The 20,133-nt window shown below is 72.4% G+C and carries 12 protein-coding genes; 6 read left to right on the top strand and 6 right to left on the bottom strand.

Translation table 11 applies throughout. The features are described 5' to 3' along the window. Positions 1-2 precede the first annotated feature (2 nt). Together ppdK and ACZ619_RS18140 are read right to left on the bottom strand one after the other, a co-directional pair. Complete coding sequence (ppdK, locus tag ACZ619_RS18145; RefSeq protein ID WP_469599738.1) at positions 3-2,723, bottom strand: pyruvate, phosphate dikinase; 2,721 nt, start codon at positions 2,721-2,723, stop codon at positions 3-5. 420 nt (positions 2,724-3,143) lie between these two features. Then, the gene (locus ACZ619_RS18140) at positions 3,144-4,364 is read right to left on the bottom strand and encodes an ROK family transcriptional regulator (protein WP_469599736.1); all 1,221 of its coding nucleotides are present in this window, start codon (positions 4,362-4,364) and stop codon (positions 3,144-3,146) included. Between the two features lie 120 nt (positions 4,365-4,484). Between ACZ619_RS18140 and ACZ619_RS18135 the strand changes: the two genes are divergently transcribed. The 3 genes from ACZ619_RS18135 to ACZ619_RS18125 all read left to right on the top strand — a co-directional run bounded on the left by ACZ619_RS18135 (position 4,485) and on the right by ACZ619_RS18125 (position 10,402). Next, positions 4,485-5,903, top strand: coding sequence for an MGH1-like glycoside hydrolase domain-containing protein (locus tag ACZ619_RS18135; RefSeq protein ID WP_469599734.1), 1,419 nt, complete (start codon positions 4,485-4,487; stop codon positions 5,901-5,903). A 64-nt stretch (positions 5,904-5,967) separates the two neighbouring features. Next, complete coding sequence (locus ACZ619_RS18130) at positions 5,968-7,905, top strand: amylo-alpha-1,6-glucosidase (protein ID WP_469599732.1); 1,938 nt, start codon at positions 5,968-5,970, stop codon at positions 7,903-7,905. A 928-nt stretch (positions 7,906-8,833) separates the two neighbouring features. Continuing rightward, positions 8,834-10,402, top strand: coding sequence for a sulfatase-like hydrolase/transferase (locus ACZ619_RS18125; RefSeq protein WP_469600087.1), 1,569 nt, complete (start codon positions 8,834-8,836; stop codon positions 10,400-10,402). On the opposite strand, the gene dusB is transcribed toward ACZ619_RS18125, so the two are convergent. Further along, on the bottom strand, positions 10,399-11,541 hold the full coding sequence (gene dusB / locus ACZ619_RS18120; protein ID WP_469599730.1) for a tRNA dihydrouridine synthase DusB: 1,143 nt from the start codon (positions 11,539-11,541) through the stop codon (positions 10,399-10,401). The two genes, ACZ619_RS18125 and dusB, sit on opposite strands and share 4 nt — an antisense overlap. Before the next feature lie 130 nt (positions 11,542-11,671). Here dusB and ACZ619_RS18115 point away from each other — a divergent pair, with 130 nt between their 5' ends. Further along, positions 11,672-13,123, top strand: a complete 1,452-nt coding sequence (locus tag ACZ619_RS18115) for an MFS transporter (protein ID WP_469599728.1) — start codon at positions 11,672-11,674, stop codon at positions 13,121-13,123. Here ACZ619_RS18115 and ACZ619_RS18110 read toward each other — a convergent pair. Then, positions 13,120-14,508 carry an MFS transporter gene (locus ACZ619_RS18110; protein WP_469599727.1) on the bottom strand — a complete coding sequence of 463 codons (1,389 nt, stop codon included), beginning with the start codon at positions 14,506-14,508 and terminating at the stop codon, positions 13,120-13,122. The two genes, ACZ619_RS18115 and ACZ619_RS18110, sit on opposite strands and share 4 nt — an antisense overlap. A gap of 67 nt (positions 14,509-14,575) precedes the next feature. Continuing rightward, positions 14,576-15,472, bottom strand: coding sequence for a helix-turn-helix transcriptional regulator (locus ACZ619_RS18105; RefSeq protein WP_469599725.1), 897 nt, complete (start codon positions 15,470-15,472; stop codon positions 14,576-14,578). A 101-nt stretch (positions 15,473-15,573) separates the two neighbouring features. Here ACZ619_RS18105 and ACZ619_RS18100 point away from each other — a divergent pair, with 101 nt between their 5' ends. After that, entirely contained in the window at positions 15,574-17,001 is a 1,428-nt protein-coding gene (locus ACZ619_RS18100; RefSeq protein WP_469599723.1) for an MFS transporter, read from the top strand. A gap of 178 nt (positions 17,002-17,179) precedes the next feature. On the opposite strand, the gene ACZ619_RS18095 is transcribed toward ACZ619_RS18100, so the two are convergent. Beyond that, positions 17,180-19,441 carry a SpoIIE family protein phosphatase gene (locus ACZ619_RS18095; protein ID WP_469599721.1) on the bottom strand — a complete coding sequence of 754 codons (2,262 nt, stop codon included), beginning with the start codon at positions 19,439-19,441 and terminating at the stop codon, positions 17,180-17,182. Between the two features lie 278 nt (positions 19,442-19,719). On the opposite strand from ACZ619_RS18095, the gene ACZ619_RS18090 reads away from it, so the two are divergent. Further along, on the top strand, positions 19,720-19,938 hold the full coding sequence (locus ACZ619_RS18090) for a hypothetical protein (RefSeq protein WP_469599719.1): 219 nt from the start codon (positions 19,720-19,722) through the stop codon (positions 19,936-19,938). The last annotated feature ends 195 nt before the right edge of the window (positions 19,939-20,133 follow it).

Below are 20,133 nucleotides of genomic sequence, written 5' to 3'. Positions count from 1 at the left end.
CCTCAGCGGTGGTCGCTGCCCTCCGACTGGGTGGCGGCGCGCCCGGCCTCCAGCCGGGCCACCGGGATGCGGAACGGGGAGCAGGAGACGTAGTCCAGGCCCACCTCGTGGAAGAAGTGGACGGACTCCGGGTCGCCGCCGTGCTCGCCGCAGACGCCGAGCTTGAGGTCGGGGCGGGTCTCGCGGCCGGCCTTGGCCGCGGCGGCCACCAGCGAGCCCACGCCGTCCCGGTCGATCGTCTCGAAGGGCGACACCCCGAAGATCCCCTTCTCCAGGTACGCCGTGAAGAACGAGGCCTCCACGTCGTCCCGGCTGAAGCCCCACACGGTCTGCGTCAGGTCGTTCGTGCCGAACGAGAAGAACTCCGCGGCCTCGGCGATCTGGGCCGCCGTCAGCGCGGCGCGCGGGAGTTCGATCATCGTGCCGATCGACAGCTTCAGGCTCGTGCCGGTGGCCGCCTCGACCTCCGCGATGACCTGGTCGGCCTCCTCGCGGACGATCTCCAGCTCCTGGACCGTGCCGACCAGCGGGATCATGATCTCGGCGCGCGGGTCGCCCTTGGCCGCCTTGCGTTCGGCCGCGGCCTCGGCGATCGCGCGGACCTGCATCGTGAAGAGTCCGGGGATGACCAGGCCGAGGCGTACGCCGCGCAGGCCCAGCATCGGGTTCTGCTCGTGCAGGCGGTGCACCGCCTGGAGCAGGCGCAGGTCGTTCTCGTGGGACTCCTGGCGGGACTCGGCGAGGGCGACGCGGACGGAGAGTTCCGTGATGTCGGGGAGGAACTCGTGCAGGGGCGGGTCCAGGAGACGGACCGTCACCGGGAGTCCGTCCATCGCCGAGAACAGCTCGACGAAGTCCTTCTTCTGGAGCGGGAGCAGGGCGCGCAGCGACTCCTCGCGGTCCTCCTGGGTGTCCGCCAGGATCAGGCGCTCCACCAGCTCGCGCCGGTCGCCGAGGAACATGTGCTCGGTGCGGCACAGGCCGATGCCCTGGGCGCCGAAGCGGCGGGCGCGCAGCGCGTCCTCGGCGTTGTCGGCGTTGGCGCGCACCCGCAGCCGGCGCTTGCGGTCGGCGAACGCCATGATGCGGTGGACGGCCTCGACCAGTTCGTCGGCGTCCTGGGCGCCCGCGTGCATCCGGCCCTCGAAGTACTCGACGACCGGGGACGGGACCACCGGGACCTCGCCCAGGTAGACCTTGCCGGACGAGCCGTCGATGGAGATCACGTCGCCCTCCTCGACGACGTGGCCGCCCGGGACCGTCATCCGGCGGCGCTTGGTGTCGACCTCCAGCTCCTCCGCGCCGCACACACAGGTCTTGCCCATGCCCCGGGCGACCACGGCCGCGTGGGAGGTCTTGCCGCCGCGGGAGGTGAGGATGCCCTCCGCGGCGATCATGCCGTCGAGGTCGTCGGGGTTGGTCTCGCGGCGGACCAGGATGACCTTCTCGCCGGAGCGGGACCACTTCACCGCGGTGTAGGAGTCGAAGACCGCCTTGCCGACCGCGGCGCCCGGCGAGGCGGCGATGCCGCGGCCGACCTGCCGGGTCTTCGCCTGGTCGTCGAAGCGGGGGAACATCAGCTGGGCGAGCTGGGCGCCCGTCACGCGCTGCAGGGCCTCGGTCTCGTCGATCAGGCCCTGGTCGACCAGCTGGGTGGCGATGCGGAAGGCCGCACCCGCGGTGCGCTTGCCGACCCGGGTCTGGAGCATCCACAGCTGACCGCGCTCGATCGTGAACTCGATGTCGCAGAGGTCCTTGTAGTGGTTCTCCAGCGTCTCCATGATCTGCATCAGCTGGTCGTACGACTTCTTGTCGATGTTCTCCAGCTCGGCCAGGGGGACGGTGTTGCGGATGCCCGCGACCACGTCCTCGCCCTGCGCGTTCTGGAGGTAGTCGCCGTAGACGCCCTGGTGGCCGGAGGCCGGGTCGCGGGTGAAGGCGACTCCGGTGCCGGAGTCGGGGCCGAGGTTGCCGAAGACCATCGAGCAGACGTTGACGGCCGTGCCCAGGTCGCCGGGGATGCGCTCCTGGCGGCGGTAGAGCCGCGCGCGGTCGGTGTTCCAGGACTCGAAGACCGCGCGGATGGCGAGGTCCATCTGCTCGCGCGGGTCCTGCGGGAAGTCCCGGCCGGCCTCGGTCTTGACGATCTTCTTGAACTTGGTGACGAGCTTCTTGAGGTCGGCCGCCTCCAGGTCCGTGTCGACGGTGACCTTCTTGGTCTCCTTCGCCGCGTCGAGGGCCTCCTCGAAGAGCTCTCCGTCGACGCCGAGGACCGTCTTGCCGAACATCTGGATGAGGCGGCGGTAGGAGTCCCACGCGAAGCGGTCGTCGCCGGCCTGCTTGGCCAGGCCCTGGACCGACCTGTCGGAGAGGCCGATGTTCAGGACGGTGTCCATCATGCCGGGCATGGAGAACTTGGCGCCCGAGCGGACCGACACGAGGAGGGGGTCGTCGGCCTGGCCGAGCTTCTTGCCCATCCGTGCTTCGAGGGCGTCGAGGTGCGCACTCACCTCGTCACGCAGTGCCGTCGGTTCCTCGCCGCTGTCGAGGTAGACCTTGCAGGCTTCCGTCGTGATGGTGAAGCCCGGGGGAACGGGGAGTCCCAGGTTGGTCATCTCGGCGAGGTTCGCGCCCTTGCCACCCAGGAGATCCTTGAGGTCCTTGTTTCCCTCGGTGAAGTCGTAGACGAACTTCGCTACGTGGGGTTCTTTGTTTTCCGACACGGGTCTCGACTCCCTCGAGGACGCGGTGGCTGCCCTGACGGCGAGGAACATACCCAGATCGAAGGCGTCTGGGTACGTCTACTTGCGTGTCATGCGCTCGTAACCGGTCGTCCGCCAGTGGATCGAAAGTCAAAGCTTGGCAAGCGACAGCCCGGTTATGTTTTCACTTCTTGAACACATCATCGCTCAGCACTCCACCTTTCCGCTCAGATGAGCAGGCATACTGCACGTCTGATTTCGATCGATGAACGATCAAAGGGTGGCACCCAGTGCCAGCCCTTGGAGAAGTGCAGTCGCCCATGATTCGCTCATCTGAGCGCAACCCTTATCAAGGGTGGCGAGAATCACGCTGCCACAGGCCGCCCGAGTTCACCATGCGGACAGCGCAGCGAAAGCCACAACGGGCCCGAAACGCACCGGTCACACGCCGAGCGCCAGCAGCCGTTCCTCCACCCGCTCCGGCGCGTACAGATGCTCCACGACCAGCGCCCCGGCGCCGATCAGCCCCGCCCGCTCCCCCAGCCGCGAGGTCACGACGTCCAGGTGGGCGGTGGAGCGGGGCAGCGCCCGCTGGTAGAGCAGCTCCCGCACACCGGTGAGGAAGGGGGTGCCCGCCAGGTCGCCCGCGATCATCAGCACGCCCGGGTTGAGGAGGGTCACGACCGTCGCGAGGACGTCGCCGACCATGCGGCCGGCCTCCCGCGCCACCGCCGACGCCTCCGGGTGGCCCGAGGCGAGCAGGTCGCGCACATCTGAGCCGGACGCCGCCGGAACCCCGGCCTCCGCCAGCTTCCGGGCCACGGCGCCGCCGCTCGCGACGGCCGCGAGGCAGCCGTACGAGCCGCAGCGGCACTGCGCCTCCGCGCCCACCCGGATGTGACCGATGTCCCCGGCGCCGCCGTCGATGCCCCGGTAGATGGTGCCGTCGACCACCACTCCGGCGCCGATCCCGGTGGAGACCTTGACCAGGACGAACGCCGAGCAGTCCGGGTGCCCGGTGCGCTGCTCGCCGTACGCCATCAGGTTCGCGTCGTTGTCCACCAGGACCGGGACCGGCGGCGCGCCGGTGTGTTCGGTGAAGCCTGCGGCCATCCGGCCTCTTATGTCGTAGCCGTCCCAGCCGGGCATGATCGGCGGCTGGACGACGCGGCCGGTCTCGGTGTCGACGGGGCCCGGCACCGCGAGGCCGATCCCGCAGACCTCCGCCGCCCGGTGCCCGGCCTTCTCCAGCAGTTCGGCGAACCAGTGGCCGAGTTCGCCGAGCACGGCGTCCGGGCCGTCCTGGATGACGAGCGTGCCGGAGTGCTCGGCGAGGATCTCGCCGGCCAGGGAGAGGACCGCGGCGCGCGCGTGCCGGGTGTCCAGGTCGGCGGCGAGCACGACCCCGTGGGCGTCGTCGAACTCCAGGGTGATGGAGGGGCGGCCGCCGAGCGGGGAGCCGACCGGGCCGCCGGCGCCCTCGCGCAGCCAGCCCGCGCGGAACAGCCGGTCCAGGCGGTGGCCGACGGTCGCGCGGGAGAGTCCGGTGGCCTGCTGGAGGGCACCGCGTGTCACGGCCCGCCCGCTGCGGACCAGTTCGAGCAGCTCGCCGGCGCTCGCCTGTCCGCCGCCCTTTCCGGTCCTGCCGGGACGTCCGGTCATGCGCACCCCCTTGTGTTTCTCAAGTTTGCATTACATATTGAGTTTTGCGTGTTAAATAGACGTAACCCTACGGTAGCCACAGCCGAACCCGGCCGGCCGGACGTCTTCGGGGAGTCCCGAGTGGATCGCACTGCCCAGCTCACAGCCCATGCGCTCGATCGCGGGATCGCATACGATCCGCCGTCCCCGCTGGCACCCCGGCCGGGGTCCGTGCACGTCAGAGCCGCCCGGGTACTGGAGGACAACTGGACGGGCGCGTCGACCGTGCCCTCCCGGAGCCTGTACCCGCACCAGTGGTCGTGGGACTCGGCGTTCATCGCGATCGGGCTGCGGCACCTCTCGCCGCTGCGCGCGCAGACCGAGCTGGAGACACTGCTGGCCGCCCAGTGGGCGGACGGACGGATCCCGCACATCGTCTTCAACCCCTCCGTGCCCCTCGACGCGTACTTCCCGAGCCCCGACTTCTGGCGCTCCTCGACCGCGGGGCGCGCCGCGGGCGCCCCGCGCACCGTACAGACCTCCGGGATCGTGCAGCCACCGGTGCACGCGCTGGCGGCCTGGCTGGTGCACCTCGCCGACCCGGGGCTGTCCCGGGCGCGCGGCTTCCTGGGAGCCGTCTACCCGCGCCTGGCCGCCTGGCACCGCTATCTGCTGCACCGGCGCGACCTGGGCGGGGGCGGACTGGCGTCCGTCGTGCACCCCTGGGAGCAGGGCATGGACAACAGCCCCTGCTGGGACGCCCCGCTCGCCCGGGTCGCCCCGGCCCCGGCCCGCTCCTTCCGGCGCGCCGACCTCGACCACGGCGCCGCCGAGGACCGGCCGACGGACCTGGACTACGGGCGGTACGTGCGGCTGGCGGCCGACTACCGGGACTCGGAGTACGCGGACCTGGAGCGGGAGTTCGCCGTGGAGGACCCCGCCTTCAACGCCCTGCTCATCGCCTCCGAGCACGCGCTGGCACGGATCGCGCGGGAACTGGGGGCGCCCGGCACGGCCCGGCACGCGCGGGCCGAGCGGCTGACGGCGGCGCTCGTGGAGCGGCTCTGGGACCCGGCGGCCGGCATGTTCCTCTGCCGGGACCTGCGGGGCGCCGGCGGGCTGATCCCCGAGCGGGGGGTCTCCGGGCTGATCCCGCTGCTGCTGCCCGGGCTGCCGCGCGAGACCGTCTCGGCGCTGGTGCGCACGCTGGCCGGCCCGCACTTCGGCACCGGCACCCGGCTGGTGCCGAGCTACGACCTGCTCGGCGAGGCCTTCGACCCGCACCGCTACTGGCGCGGGCCCGCCTGGTTCAACACCGCCTGGCTGCTGGAGCGGGGGCTGCGCGAGCACGGCGAACGCGAGCGGGCCGACGCGCTGCGCGAGGCGGCCGTCCGGACGGCCGACGCGACCGGGTTCGCCGAGTACGTCGATCCGTTCACCGGCGAGGCGTGCGGCGCGACCGGGTTCAGCTGGACGGCGGCGCTCGCACTGGACCTGTGCCGGCGGCGTCCCGTACCGCACGAAGAGCTTCAGAACAGTCAAAACATCAGCAAGGGCTGACAAAACGACGTGTCCTCATGGACACCGGCACGTTCGACCTGGGTGACAAAGGAGGGGACCGGGGATGACGGACCGGCATCACCTGCTCGTACACGGCACGACGTTCGCCGCCGTGGACGACCGCGGCGACATCAGCGGCGTCCGGGGCGGCGGTTCCCCGGACGGCTTGTTCGTACGCGACGCCCGGCACCTCAGCCGCTGGCAGCTGACGGTGGACGGGGCGCTGCCCGAGGTGCTCACCCCGGTCGGCGACGGGGACCGCACCCGCTGTGTGCTGGTCCCGCGCGGCGGCCGCCAGGAGCCTCCGGCACACACGATCTTCCGTGAACAGGCCGTCGGCGACAGCTCGTTCGCCGAGTCGCTGCGGGTCACCAGCAACCGCCCGGTGCCGACCGTGATCCGCCTCGCGATCACCGCCGACGCCGACTTCACCGACCAGTTCGAACTCCGCGCCGACCACCGCACCTATGTGAAGTCCGGCGCCGTGCGCTCCCGCCAGGCGCTCGACGACGGGCTGGAGTTCGGCTACCGCCGGGGCGAGTGGCGGTCCTGTACGACGATCACCGCGGAGCCCGCCCCGGACGGCGTCGAGGAGACCGGGACCGGCGCGCGGCGGCTGGTGTGGACGCTGGAGCTGGAGCCGTACGCCTCGACCGAACTGGTCGTCCGGGTCGTCGGCCGTCCGCACGGCGACGGGCGGGCGCTGCGCGTGCCCCGCGACCCCGCCGCACTCAACGAGCAACTGCTGGCTTTGGAGGGCGAGTTCGTGGAGGGCGTGGCCTTCCCGACCGGCTGGCCCGAGCTGGCGGCGGCCTGTGCGCGGGGCCTCGCCGACCTCGCCGCGCTCCAGGTGCCGGCCACCGGGCCGGACGGCGAGGAGCTCCGGGTCCCGGCCGCGGGCGCCCCCTGGTTCCTGACCCTGCTGGGCCGCGACGCGCTCCTCACCTCGCTCTTCGCCCTCCCCTACCGTCCCCGGCTGGCCGCCGCCACTCTCCCCGCCCTCGCCGCCACCCAGGCGACCGAGGCCGGCGCGAACGCCGTGGCCCAGCCCGGGAAGATCGTCCACGAGGTACGGCACGGGGAGCTGGCGCACTTCGGGCAGGTGCCGTACGGGCGTTACTACGGCTCGGTCGACGCGACACCGCTGTTCCTGATCCTGCTCGGCGCGTACGTGGAGCGGACCGGGGACGTGGGGATGGCCCGGCGGCTGGAGCACAACGCGCGCGCGGCCGTCGGCTGGATGCTCGACCACGGCGGGCTGACCACGCGCGGCTACCTCGTCTACCGGGCGGACAAGGGCGGGCTCGCCAACCAGAACTGGAAGGACTCCCCCGGCGCGATCTGCTCCGCCGACGGCAGCCGGCCGATGGGGACCGTGATGGCGGCGGGGGCCCAGGGGTACGCGTACGACGCGCTGCGGCGGACGGCGTGGGTGGCGCGGTCGGTGTGGGCCGACGAGACGTACGCGGCGCTGCTCGAACAGGCCGCGGGTGATCTGCGGGACCGTTTCCAGCAGGACTTCTGGATGCGGGAGGCGTCGTTCCCGGCGCTGGCACTGGACGGGGAGGGGCGGCAGGTCGACGCGCTCGCCTCGGACGCCGGGCACCTGCTGTGGTCCGGGCTGCTGGACAAGGAGTACGGCGAGGTGGTCGGGCGGCGGCTGCTGGAGCCGGACTTCTTCTCGGGGTGGGGGGTGCGGACGCTGGCCGCGGGGCAGGCGGCGTACCACCCGCTGTCGTACCACCGGGGCTCGGTGTGGCCGCACGACAACGCGCTGATCGCGCTCGGTCTCGCGCGCTACGGGCTGCACGACGAGGCGCGGGCCGTGGCCCACGGGCTGGTGGACGCGGCCACGGCCGGCGGGCACCGGCTGCCGGAGGTGCTGGCCGGGTACGGGCGGGACTCGCATCCGGAGCCGGTGCCGTACCCGCACGCGTGCGAGCGGGAGTCCCGGTCCGCGGCGGCTCCGCTGGCGCTGCTCACCGCCGTGGGCGGGGCGTAGGGGTTCGCGGGGCTCGTGGACTCGTGAGCGGCTGACGGCCGGTGGGGCTTCCCGCGCAGTTCCCCGCGCCCCTTCAGGGCGCATTGACTGGGCGTTTGCCGGGTGTTTGCCGTTGGCCCTGAACAGGGGTCTTTGGCAAGCCGTACGGAGAGTCGGCGGGTTCGGGCCTCCCCAGCGCTGGCCCGCCGGTTCCGTTTCACGGGTCGCGCACGGAAGGACCTCCGGGTTGCCTCAGCACACGAGCACAGACGCATCAGAGAGTACGGCCGGGAAGCCCGGGGCTGAGGTCACGCAGACCACGGAGGCCGAGGAGAAGACGGCGAAGGCCGGGGAGAAGCAGGACAAGCCGACGAAGGAAGGCATCGGGGCAGGGGCAGAGATCGAGGCCGGGGCTGGGAGCGAGACCGGGGTCGGGATCGCGACCGGGGCCGGGGCCGGGAGCGAGGCAGCACCGGCGGACGGCGTGTCCGAGGAAGCGGCCGGCACCGAGGAGACCCGCGGGGCCGAGGGGGATCCCGGGGCCGAGGAGGTCCCCGGGGCCGAGGAGGCCGCCGCCGGGACCGAGGAGGCTGCCGAGCACGGAGCCGCTCCCAGTGAGGCCGCCGAGCACAGGGCCGCTCCCGGGGAGGCCGCCGAGGCCGGGGAGGCCGTTCCCGGGGAGGCCGCCGAGGCCGAGGCCGGGGCTGCCGAGGACGGGGCCACCGAGGCCGGGGAGGCCGCTCCCGAGGAGGCCGTTTCGCCGGATACCCCTCCGCGGGATACCCCTCCGCGGGAGGCGGCTCCGCGGGAGGCGGCTCCGCGGGAGGCGGCTCCGTCCCGGCGGCCGCGAATATGGCAGCGTTGGCGGAAGGAGCATCCGGGTGCGGCCCGGGTGGTCTCCGTCTCGCTCACCGTGCTGTCCGCGCTGCTCGTCTACGCGTGCCTGCTGATGCCGAACACGCTCACCGGGCTGAAGCCGGTGACGTTCGTGCGGATCCCGGCCGAGGCGATCATGGGCGCGGTCGTGCTGCTGAGCCTGCCGCGCCGGCCGCGGCTGATCCTGTCCGCGCTGGCCGGCGCGGTCGTGGGGGCGCTGACCGTCGTCGACATGTTCAACATGGGGTTCGTCGACTACCTGGGGCGGCCCTTCAACATCATCCTGGACTGGTCGCTGCTGCCCGACGCCCGCGCCTACCTGGCGGACACCCTCGGCTCCGGCGTCGAACTGGCGGTCACCGTGGGTGCGGTGCTGCTGATCTTCCTGGTGATCGGGCTGGTCGCGCTGGCCACCGTACGGATCTCCGAGCACCTCGCCCGGGGCCGGGCGAAGGCCACCCGGGCCACGCTGATCGTCGGCACCGTGTGGATCACCTGCAACGCGCTCGGACTGTCGGTCGCCGGCTCGCCGATCGCCGCGCAGAAGGCGACCGCCGTGCTGAAGTCGCAGGTACGGACCGTGCAGCAGACGCTTCAGGACGAGGCGGAGTTCCGCAAGGTCGCCAAGGTGGACGCCTTCGGGAACACCCCGGCCGACCAGCTGGTGCCGGACCTGCGCGGCAAGGACATGATCTTCACGTTCATCGAGAGCTACGGCCGCAGCGCGATCGAGGACCCGGTCGAGGGGCCCGCCGTCGACAAGACGCTGGACGCGCAGACGGCGATGCTGGCCAAGGCGGGTTTCGCCGCGAAGAGCGGCTGGCTGACGTCGGCGACGTACGGCGGCAGCAGCTGGCTGGGGCACTCGACGACCATGTCGGGGCTGTGGGTCAACAACCAGCAGCGCTACCGGACGGTCATGGCCAGCGACCACCTCAGCCTCACCAAGGCGTTCCGGAAGACCGGTGACTTCGACACGGTCGGTGTGATGCCGGGTATCCAGAAGGGCTGGCCGGAGCAGAGCTTCTACGGCCTCGACAAGGTCTACAACGCCTTCCAGCTGGGCTACGAGGGACCGAAGTTCAGCTGGTCGACGATGCCCGACCAGTACGCGCTCCAGCAGTTCCAGGAGCGGGTGCACAGCAGGAAGCCGGCCGACGGCAAGTCACGGATGTCGTTGCTGATCCTGACCTCCAGCCACCAGCCGTGGGCGCCGATCCCGAAGATGGTGCCGTGGGACCAGCTGGGCGACGGCTCGGTCTTCGACGCGATCGAGAAGGCCGGCAACAAGGCGTCCGACATCATCGCCGACACCACCCGGTCCCGCCAGGAGTACGGCAAGTCGGTGCAGTACTCGGTGACCGCGCTCACCCAGTGGCTCCAGCGCTACGGCGACGACGACACCGTTCTCGTCTTCCTCGGCGACCACCAGCCGATCGCCCGGGTCAGCGGCAACCACGCCAGCCGTGACGTGCCGATCTCCATCGTCGCCAAGGACCCGAAGGTGCTGGACGCGATCGACTCCTGGAACTGGACCGACGGCCTGCGCCCGGCGCACGACGCGCCGGTGTGGAAGATGAGCGCGTTCCGCGACAAGTTCCTCACCGCGTACGGCTCCACCCCGCACCCGAAGAACAACTAGCCGCCGGAGGTGTCCAGTTCGGCTTCCTCGGTGATTCCGGCGCAGTCGTAGGGATCCTTCAGCCAGCCGTCCGGCAGCACCACGCGGTTGTTGCCGGACGTGCGGCCGCGGGGCCCGTCGGCGCCGGCGGGCCAGGGCTGGTCGAGGTCCAGTTCGTCGAGGCCCGCGCGGAGTCCGGCCAGCGAGGAGGTGATGGCGAGACGCCCCCGCATCTCGCTGCCGACGGCGAAGCCCTTCAGGTACCAGGCGACATGCTTGCGGAAGTCGACGACGCCCTTGGACTCGTCGCCGATCCACTCGCCGAGCAGGGTGGCGTGCCGGACCATGATGTCGGCGACCTCGCGCAGGGCGGGCCGCAGGATCTCCTGCTCGCGCCCCTCGAAGGCGGCGACCAGGTCCGCGAAGAGCCACGGGCGGCCCAGGCAGCCGCGGCCGACCACGACGCCGTCGCAGCCCGTCTCACGGACCATCCTGAGGGCGTCCTGGGCCGACCAGATGTCGCCGTTTCCGAGCACCGGGATCTCCGGGACGTGCTCCTTGAGGCGGGCGATGGCCTCCCAGTCGGCGGTGCCGCCGTAGTGCTGGGCGGCGGTGCGGCCGTGCAGCGCGATCGCGGTGACGCCCTCCTCGACGGCGATCCGGCCGGCGTCGAGGTAGGTGATGTGGTCGTCGTCGATGCCCTTGCGCATCTTCATCGTCACCGGGAGGTCGCCGGCGCCGCTCACCGCCTCGCGCAGGATCGCGCGGAGCAGGTTGCGCTTGTACGGGAGGGCCGAGCCGCCGCCCTTCCTGGTGACCTTCGGGACCGGGCAGCCGAAGTTCAGGTCGATGTGGTCGGCGAGGCCCTCCTCCGCGATCATGCGGACGGCCTTGCCGACGGTGGCCGGGTCGACGCCGTACAGCTGGATCGAGCGCGGCTTCTCGGTCGCGTCGAAGTGGATCAGCTGCATGGTCTTCTCGTTGCGCTCGACCAGCGCCCGGGTCGTGATCATCTCGCTCACGAACAGGCCCTTGCCACCGCTGAACTCCCGGCACAGGGTCCGGAAGGGCGCGTTGGTGATCCCCGCCATGGGGGCGAGGACGACCGGCGGCCGGACGGTGTGCGGGCCGATCTGGAGGGGAGTCGTGGGCTCGGGCATTCCCCCATTGTCGCGTACCGCGCGCGATGCTCGGCCGGGCTGTGGACAACCCCGCCGCCGTCACCGTGCCCGGTCACACCCAAGACTCATTAGTTAGACGCACTATCGAAATGCGCGTACGATGGGACGTATGCCCGAGCTGAGCCCCCACCGACGCATGCTCGTCCTCGCGATCTGCTGCATGAGCCTGTTGATCGTGAGTCTCGACACCACCGCCCTCAATGTCGGCCTCCCGTCCATGCAGCACGAGTTGCACGCCTCCACCGCCGGTCTCCAGTGGACGATCGACGCGTACACGCTGGTCCTCGCCTCGCTGCTGATGCTCGCCGGTTCGACCGGCGACCGGATCGGCCGCAAGAGGGTCTTCATGACCGGCCTGGTCGTCTTCTCCATCGGCTCGCTGCTCTGCTCGCTCGCGCCGAACCTCGAATCGCTGATCGCGTTCCGGATGGTGCAGGCGGTCGGCGGCTCCATGCTCAACCCCTCCGCCATGTCGATCATCACCAACACCTTCACCGACCCGCGCGAGCGGGCCCGGGCGATCGGGGTGTGGGGTGCGGTGGTCGGCATATCGATGGCGGCGGGACCGCTGGTCGGCGGCCTGCTGGTGGAGTCGGTCGGCTGGCGCGCGATCTTCTGGGTCAACATCCCGGTGGGGGTGGCGGCGGTCCTGCTGACGCTGCGCTTCGTGCCGGAGTCCCGGGCGCCGAAGGCCCGCCGGCCCGACCCGGTCGGCCAGGTGCTGGTCATCGCCCTGTTCGGCGCGCTGACGTACGCGATCATCGAGGCGCCGACGGCCGGGGCGGGCACCGTGCTGCCGTTCGCGGCGGTGGCCCTGGCCGCCCTCGCCGGGCTGCTGTGGTACGAGCCCCGGCGCGACGAACCCCTCATCGACCTGCGCTTCTTCCGCTCGGCGCCGTTCAGCGGGGCCACCCTGATCGCGATCAGCGCGTTCGCCTCGCTCGGCGGGTTCCTGTTCCTCTCCACGCTGTACCTCCAGAACGTGCGCGGCCTCGACGCCCTGCACGCCGGACTGTGGATGCTGCCGATGGCGGTCCCGATGTTCCTGTGCGCCCCGCTCGCCGGACGCCTGGTCGCGAGCCGGGGACCGCGGCTTCCGCTGGTGGTGGCCGGTGCCGCGATGACCGCGAGCGCGCTGCTGTTCGCGGCCTTCGAGGCGGAGACCTCCGACACCACCCTCTTCCTCGGCTACGTCCTGTTCGGCATCGGCTTCGGCTTCGTGAACGCCCCCATCACCAACACGGCCGTCTCCGGCATGCCCAGGTCCCAGGCCGGCGTCGCGGCCGCCGTCGCCTCCACCAGCAGGCAGCTGGGCCAGACCCTGGGCGTCGCGGTCGTCGGCGCGGTGCTGGCCTCGGGGGTCGGCTCGTCTTCGTACCGCCAGGCCTTCGTGGGCGCGGCCCGGCCCGGCTGGTGGATCCTGGTCGGCTGCGGCCTGCTGGTCCTGCTGCTGGGCGCCCTCACCAACGGCCGCCGGGCCCGCGCGACGGCCGAGCGGACGGCACAGCGCCTGGAGACCAGGGAGATCCGCCCGGTGGTCGGCGCGACGGAGCGCGTCTAGCGGTTCCCCGCGCGGGGCCCGTGGGGCAGGCGGGCCGCCGCCGCGAGGCCGATGAGGCCCAGGGCGGCCAGGGTGAGCATCGCCGCCGCGTAGGCGGCCTGGGTCAGGCCGGAGACCAGGATGGTTCCGGCGATGGCCGTGCCGAAGGACGAGCCGAGGTTGGAGATGCTGCGGGAGAGCCCGGAGATCTCGCCCTGCCGCTCCTCCGGGAAGCTCGACTGCACGATGTTGACCGACGGGGTCAGCATCACGCCCAGGCCCAGCCCGATCAGCAGCAGTCCGGGCACGAAGGCCCAGGCCGTCGCGAAGCTCCCGGCCAGCACCACCAGGACGACCACCCCGACGACGCAGACGGCGAAGCCGGTGACCACCAGCGTGCGCTGGGCGTACCGCTTCGCCAGCCGCTCGGCGTACAGGGACGTCACCAGCAGTCCCAGCGTGGCCGCGGTGAAGACGACCCCGGTGCGGATCGCGTCGTAGTGGCGGACGACCTGGAGATAGGCCGCCACCGTGAACGACACGCCCATGAGCAGCAGCCACTGGACGTTCTGGGTGACGAGTCCGAGGTTCGAGGTGCGGTTGCGGAACAGGCTGAGCGAGAGCAGCGGTTCCCGGCCTGCGGCCTCCCTCGCCCGCACGGAACGGAAGAACCAGGCGAGCACCAGCGCCCCGAGGACCAGCAGGACGACGGTGAGCCGGATGTCGTTGTCGGCGGCCAGGATGCCCATGACGACGAGGACGAGACCGGCGGCCGACAGGACCGCCCCGGTGACGTCGAAGGACCGGTGCGGATCGGGCGGCAGCGGGTCCTCGATGCCCCGGCTGAGGAACACGATCACCGCGATGACCAGCGCCTGGAAGACGAAGGCGGCCCGCCAGCTGATGCCCGTGGTGATGAGCCCGCCGATCAGCGGGCCGGCCGCGGCGCCGATCCCGCCCAGCGCCATGATCACGCCGAAGGCGCGGGCGCGGGAGGTCACGTCCGGGTAGAGGAGGGTCGTCAGGATGTAGACCGGCGGGATGAGCAGCGCGGTGCCGATGCCCTCCAGGATCGAGTTGCCGAGGATCAGCACCCCGAGGCCGGGGGCCGCCGCGCTCAACAGGGCACCGGCCGCGTAGACGACCAGGCCGGTCAGGAAGCAGCGCTTGCGCCCGTAGCGGTCGGTCAGCTTGCCGCCGGGGATCATCAGCGCCGCCATCACCAGCAGGAACGTCGTGATCGCCACCTGCACGCCCTGGACCGTGGTGTCCAGGTCCTCGCTGATGTCGTTGATCATCACGTTCATGTTGGAGCCGGCGAAGCTGCAGATGAACTGCGCGAGTGCCAGGGCGGCCAGCGCCCTGCGCTGTCCCGCCGCCTGCTGCCGAACCGCCGTGTCCACCACCGGATTCGCTCCCTGCCCGTCGCCGACCAGCGCACGACCAGGGTCACGCCGATCCGCCGCCCGGTCCTCACCCGCCGGGGGTGACCGCGCCGGGCGCCACCATCGCGTACAGCCGGTCGAGCCGCTCCCGCGACTCCTCGTCCGCCGGTACGTACGTCACCATCCGCGCCCCGCTCTCCGGTGTCAGCCACAGGTCGGTGTGGTCGAGGCTGAGGAGGCCGACGTGGCGGTTCAGGAACTGCTTCTGCCGGGTGCGCACGCCCATCACCTCGTACCGCTCCCAGTTCTCCCGGAACTCGGGGGACTCCGCGGTCAGCCGCTTGACCAGCATCTTCCAGGCGGGCTCGCCGAGGTGGCCGGCCATCGTGGCGCGGAGCTTGGCGGCCATCAGCCGGCGGGTCTCCTCCAGGTGGACGATCGAGGCGCGCCACTCGGGGTGGGTGTAGACGAGGACCATGCAGTTGCGGTCCTCGGGCGGGACCGCGTCCAGGTCGCCCATCAGGTGGGCGTAGGTGCGGTTGTAGGCGAGGATGTCGTAGCGGCTGTTCTGGATGCAGACCGGGAGGGGTTCCAGGCCGCGGAGCATCTCGTGCAGGGCCGGGGTGATGCCCGTGCAGTGCGCGGCCGGGGTCGGGTCGACCGCGCCGGCCAGCTGGAAGACGTGGGCGCGTTCGCTCGCGTCGAGCTGGAGGGTGCGGGCGAGGGCGTCCAGGACCTGGACGGATACCTGGATGTCGCGGGCCTGTTCGAGCCAGGTGTACCAAGTGACGCCGACCGCGGAGAGCTGGGCGACCTCCTCGCGGCGCAGGCCGGGGGTGCGGCGGCGGGTGCCGCGGGGCAGGCCGACCTGCTCGGGGGTGATCCGCTCACGGCGGCTGCGCAGGAACGCGGCCAGCTCGTGGCGCCGGATGTGCTCGCTGCGGCGCGCGGTGGCCGCACCCGTCCCGTGCGCCGTGGTCGTCATGGCCCCAGCGTGCCCTGCCGCGGATCCTGTTGCCAGGTACTTCTTCTACCAGGATGAAGAGACTCTGGTACCAGGCTGGGCGGGCCAGCAGGCTCGGGGTCATGACCGATACCGTCACCACCGCGGCCGTCCGGTCGCCGTCAGCGCCGCCGGCGCTCGGCGGGCCCGGACTGTTCACCGTCCTGCTGGCCGCGGCCCTGCCCCTCATCGACTTCTTCATCGTCAACGTGGCCCTGCCCACCATGGGCCGGGACCTGCACGCGAGCGAGGCGGTCCTGGAGCTCGTCGTCGCCGGGTACGGCGTCGCCTACGCCGTGCTGCTGGTGCTCGGCGGCCGGCTCGGCGACCTGTTCGGGCGCCGCCGGCTCTTCCTCGGCGGCATGGCCGCCTTCGGGCTGACCTCGCTGGCCTGCGGGCTCGCGCCGGGCGCCTGGTCGCTGGTGGCCGCCCGGGTCGCCCAGGGCGCCGCGTCCGCCGCGATGCTCCCGCAGGTCCTCGCCACCATCCAGGCCGCCACCACCGGCACCCGCCGGGCCCGGGCCATGAGCCTGTACGGCGCCACCGCCGGTCTCTCCATGGTGGCCGGGCAGATCCTCGGCGGGGTGCTGGTCGCCGCCGACATAGCGGGTACGGGCTGGCGCTCGGTGTTCCTCGTCAACGTGCCGGTCGTGCTCGTCGGGCTGGTGCTCGCCGCGCGGTTCGTGCCGGAGACCCGGTCGCAGCGGCCCGAGCCCGTCGACGGGCCGGGAACCGTGCTGCTCGCCCTCTCCCTGCTCACCCTGCTCGCCCCGCTCACCGAGGGCCGGGCGGCGGGCTGGCCGCTGTGGACCTGGCTGTCGCTGGCCGCGTTCCCGGGGGTGGCGGTCGCCTTCTACGCCGTGGAGCGCCGCGCCGACCGCGCGGGCCGGGTGCCGCTGGTCCCGCCGAGCCTGTTCGCGCTCGTCTCGCTGCGCCGGGGGCTGGCGCTGATGCTGCCGTTCTCCGTCGGCTTCAGCGGGTTCATGTTCGTGATCGCGGTGGCCCTGCAGAGCGGGGAGCACCAGGGGCCGGTCCGGGCCGGTCTCGCGCTGGCCCCGATGGCCGTCGCCTTCCTGTTCGTGTCGCTCGCCGGACCGCGGCTGGTCGCGCGGTGGGGCAGCCGGGTGGTGAGCGCCGGGGCCGTGGTCCAGCTGGCCGGTGTCGTCCTCATCGTGCTGGCCGTCCGGCGGGACTGGCCGCACCTGGGCCTGGCCGGGCTGCTGCCCGGGGTCGCGGTGGCCGGTGCCGGGCAGGCCCTGCAACTGCCCAACGTGCTGCGGCTCGTGATGTCCGAGGTGCCGCCCGCGCGGGCCGGTGTGGGCAGCGGCGTGATGGTGACCACCCAGCAGTCCGCCCTGGCCCTGGGCGTGGCGACCCTGGGCACCCTGTTCCTCTCGCTGGTCCCGCACCAGGGCATGCGGGACGCCCTGGTCACGACGCTGCTGGTGCAGCTGGGCCTGGTGGTGCTGACGGGGCTGCTCAGCCTGCGGCTGCCCCGGACCGTGAGCTGACCCCGCCCCGACCGCCCCGGCTCCCACCGCCGCCCCGGTCCGCGCCGCGGTTCCAGCCACCGCCGCCGTCCCTGCTACCGCCGCCGTCCAAGCTCCTGCCGCCGTCCCGGTCTCCGCCGCCGTCCCGGTCTCCGCCGCCGTCCCAGCTCCTGCCGCCGTCCAAGCTCCCGCCGCCGTCTCAACTGCCGCCGCTGCCGCCGAGTTCGAACCACACGTTCTTGCCGGTGCCCAGCCGGGTCGTGCCCCAGCGTCGGGCCAGCCTGTTCACCAGGTACAGGCCCCGGCCGTGCTCCTCGTCGGGCGACGCCCGGCGCAGCCGCGGCAGTTGCGGCACGTCGTCGCCGACCTCGCAGCGCAGCACGTCCGTGCGCAGCAGCCGCAGGCTGATCGGGCGGGAGGCGTGGCGCACCGCGTTGGTGACGATCTCGCTGACCAACAGCTCGGCGGTGTCGCTGAGTTCCTCCAGGTCCCAGCCGGCCAGGGCCTGCCGGGTGAGCCGCCGGGCCCGGCCGGGCGCGCTGTTCTCCGGCTCCAGGGTCCAGTACGCCACGTCGCTGGGCGCGATGCCGTCGAAGCGGGCGGCGAGCAGCGCGATGTCGTCGTCCCGGTCGCCCGGGCCGAGGGTGTCGAGCACCTCGTCGCACAGCGCCTCCAGGGGCGGCGGGCGGTCGGGGCCGGTCAACCGGGCGGTGACGGCGAGCCGTTCGCGCAGTTGCTCGATGCCGGTCCACACGTCGCGCAGCCGGGACTCGACCAGGCCGTCGGTGTACAGGAGCAGGGTGGCCCCGGCGGGCGCGTCCAGCTCCACCGCCTCGAAGTCGATGCCGCCGACGCCGATCGGGGCGCCCGGGGGCACCGTGAGGACCTCGGTCTTGCCGCCGGGGTGCAGCAGGATGGGCGGCGGGTGGCCGGCGTTGGCGACGGTGATGCGGTGCGAGACCGGGTCGTAGACGACGTACAGGCAGGTCGCCATGCGGTCGGTGCCGAGCCGCTGGGCCTGTTCGTCGAGGTGGTGCAGGACCTCCTGCGGGGGCAGGTCGAGGCCGGCCAGGGTGAGCGCGGTGGTGCGCAGCTGGCCCATGACGGCGGCCGAGGTCATGGAGTGCCCCATGACGTCGCCGACGACGAGGGCGACCCGGCTGCCGGGCAGCGGGATGGCGTCGTACCAGTCGCCGCCGACGCGCGCGGTCTCGGCGGCCGGGAGGTAGCGGACCGCCAGCCGTACGCCGGTGGGCCGGGGCAGGGAGTGCGGCAGCATCGCGCGCTGGAGGCGGTCGGCGATGAAGGCCTCGCGGCTGTACAGCACGGCCTTGTCGACGCCGAGCGCGGTGTGGGTGGCGAGCTGGGCGGCGACCAGCAGGTCGGCGGGTTCGAACGCCGGGCGCTCCGGGCCGCGCAGGAAGACCACGGCGCCGGTCACCCGGCGGCGGCCGCGCAGCGGGGCGAGGACGGCGTGCGAGCCGGCCCAGCCGTTCAGCCCGCTGTCCTCGCCGACGAGTTCGCGCAGCGCGGCCCGGGTGGCGGGGTTGTCGGCGAACACCGGGCGGACGCCGCGCAGCACCTCGGCGAGCGCGCCGCCGGGCACCACCTCGCTCCAGTCGGAGGCGTCCAGTTCGTCCTGCTCGTCGTTCACGGTGTCGGCCGGCCAGACCAGGCCCTCGGTGCCGGGGCCCTTCATCCGGTCGGTGCGGCGCAGCCGCAGCGCGTCGGGGCCGGTGGGGCGTTCGTCGCCGACCGGCAGCGGGTCGCGCAGGTAGACGAGGGCGGCGTCCGAGTACGTCGGCACGGCGGCCCGGCACAGGCCGAGCACGATCTCGTCGGTGTCGAAGCCGCGGGCGATCCGCCGGGTGGCGGCGCCGACGTAGCGCAGCCGGTCCTCGTCGGACGACGCGGGCGCGACGGGCGGCCGGGGCCGGGGGGCGGTGTCCTCCCGCACCCCGAGCGCGGTCTGCGCCGCGAGCGCGCCGGCCACGGCGATGTCGTCCTCCACGAAGGCCTCCCGGTCCGGTCGCCGCAGGAACACCGCCACGCCGACAACGCTGTCGGGCACGCGGAGCGGGGCGATCAGCACCCTGTTCCCCTCGGGGAGCCGGGGAACCGGCCCCAGGAGTTCGCCGAGGGCCTCCTCGACGTCGTCCGAGCCCCTGCCGAGCGCTCTTCCGCAGCGCAGGAGCGCCGCGAGCACGCCGTCGGGCGGCAGCGGCGTCGACTCCGGGGGCAGCGCGCCGAGGACGCCGTCGAGTTCGGGGGACGCCCCGTCCGACAGCAGTCTCAGCCGCCCCGGTCGGTCCGGACGGTCGTCACCGAGGTAGACGAACGCCCCGTCCGCCAGGTCCGGAACGGCCGACAGGCACAGCTCCCTGACGACCTGGGCCGTGCCCTCGGCACGAGCGATCCGGCGGCCGGAGACGGCCAGGAAACTCTGTGGATCCGGCAGCATCGCCTCTCCGTGCCGGTGGCCGCTTCAGCAAGGTCGCTTTCATCTTGAGCCTTGGTCAATGCCGTGTCCAGGGTTTCCGTCGGTACACCAAGTCGGGGACGTGGTCCGGTGGTTGCGGATCAGGTCCGCGAAGCCCCGCGAATCGGACCGGACGTCACGCTGGGACACGGCTTGGCCAACTCACCGTGAAGAAATCCCCGTTGATGTTGGTCTTGCTGCACACTCCTTGCCGTCGGGAGGCGTCGGACAGCAGATCGGGTACGGACTTCGGAGGTGTCATGTCGCAGATCGACTCGAGCAAGGTCAGCCGGTGGGACCGGCACGGCCGGGAACACACGGTCCGTGTGCGGCGCACCGGTATCCAGCGCACGATCAGGTGTGACACCTGCGGCTGGCGGCAGGGCGCGCAGTTCCTGCCCTGGCTGAAGGCGCAGGAGCATCTGGCCGAGGCGCACCAGGCCACGGTGGACCCGGCGGGGGCACAGCCCTCCCGATGACTCTCCGCCGGCACGGGAGTCGTACACCCGGCCGAACCTGCCGGAGGGACGAGCGATGGCCACCACCGCACTGCGCGACACCCCGCGCCGCCACGTCGACGGGGGGGTGCCTCTATGTCTTCCGTCAAGGCACCCCTGTCGGGTTTGGTGTGGTTCGGTGTTGCTGGGGTTATGCGGCGAGCTCGATGTCCGTCG

The organism is Streptomyces sp. NPDC104367 (genome assembly GCF_055583825.1).
This window is presented reverse-complemented; position numbering and strand designations above follow the sequence as displayed.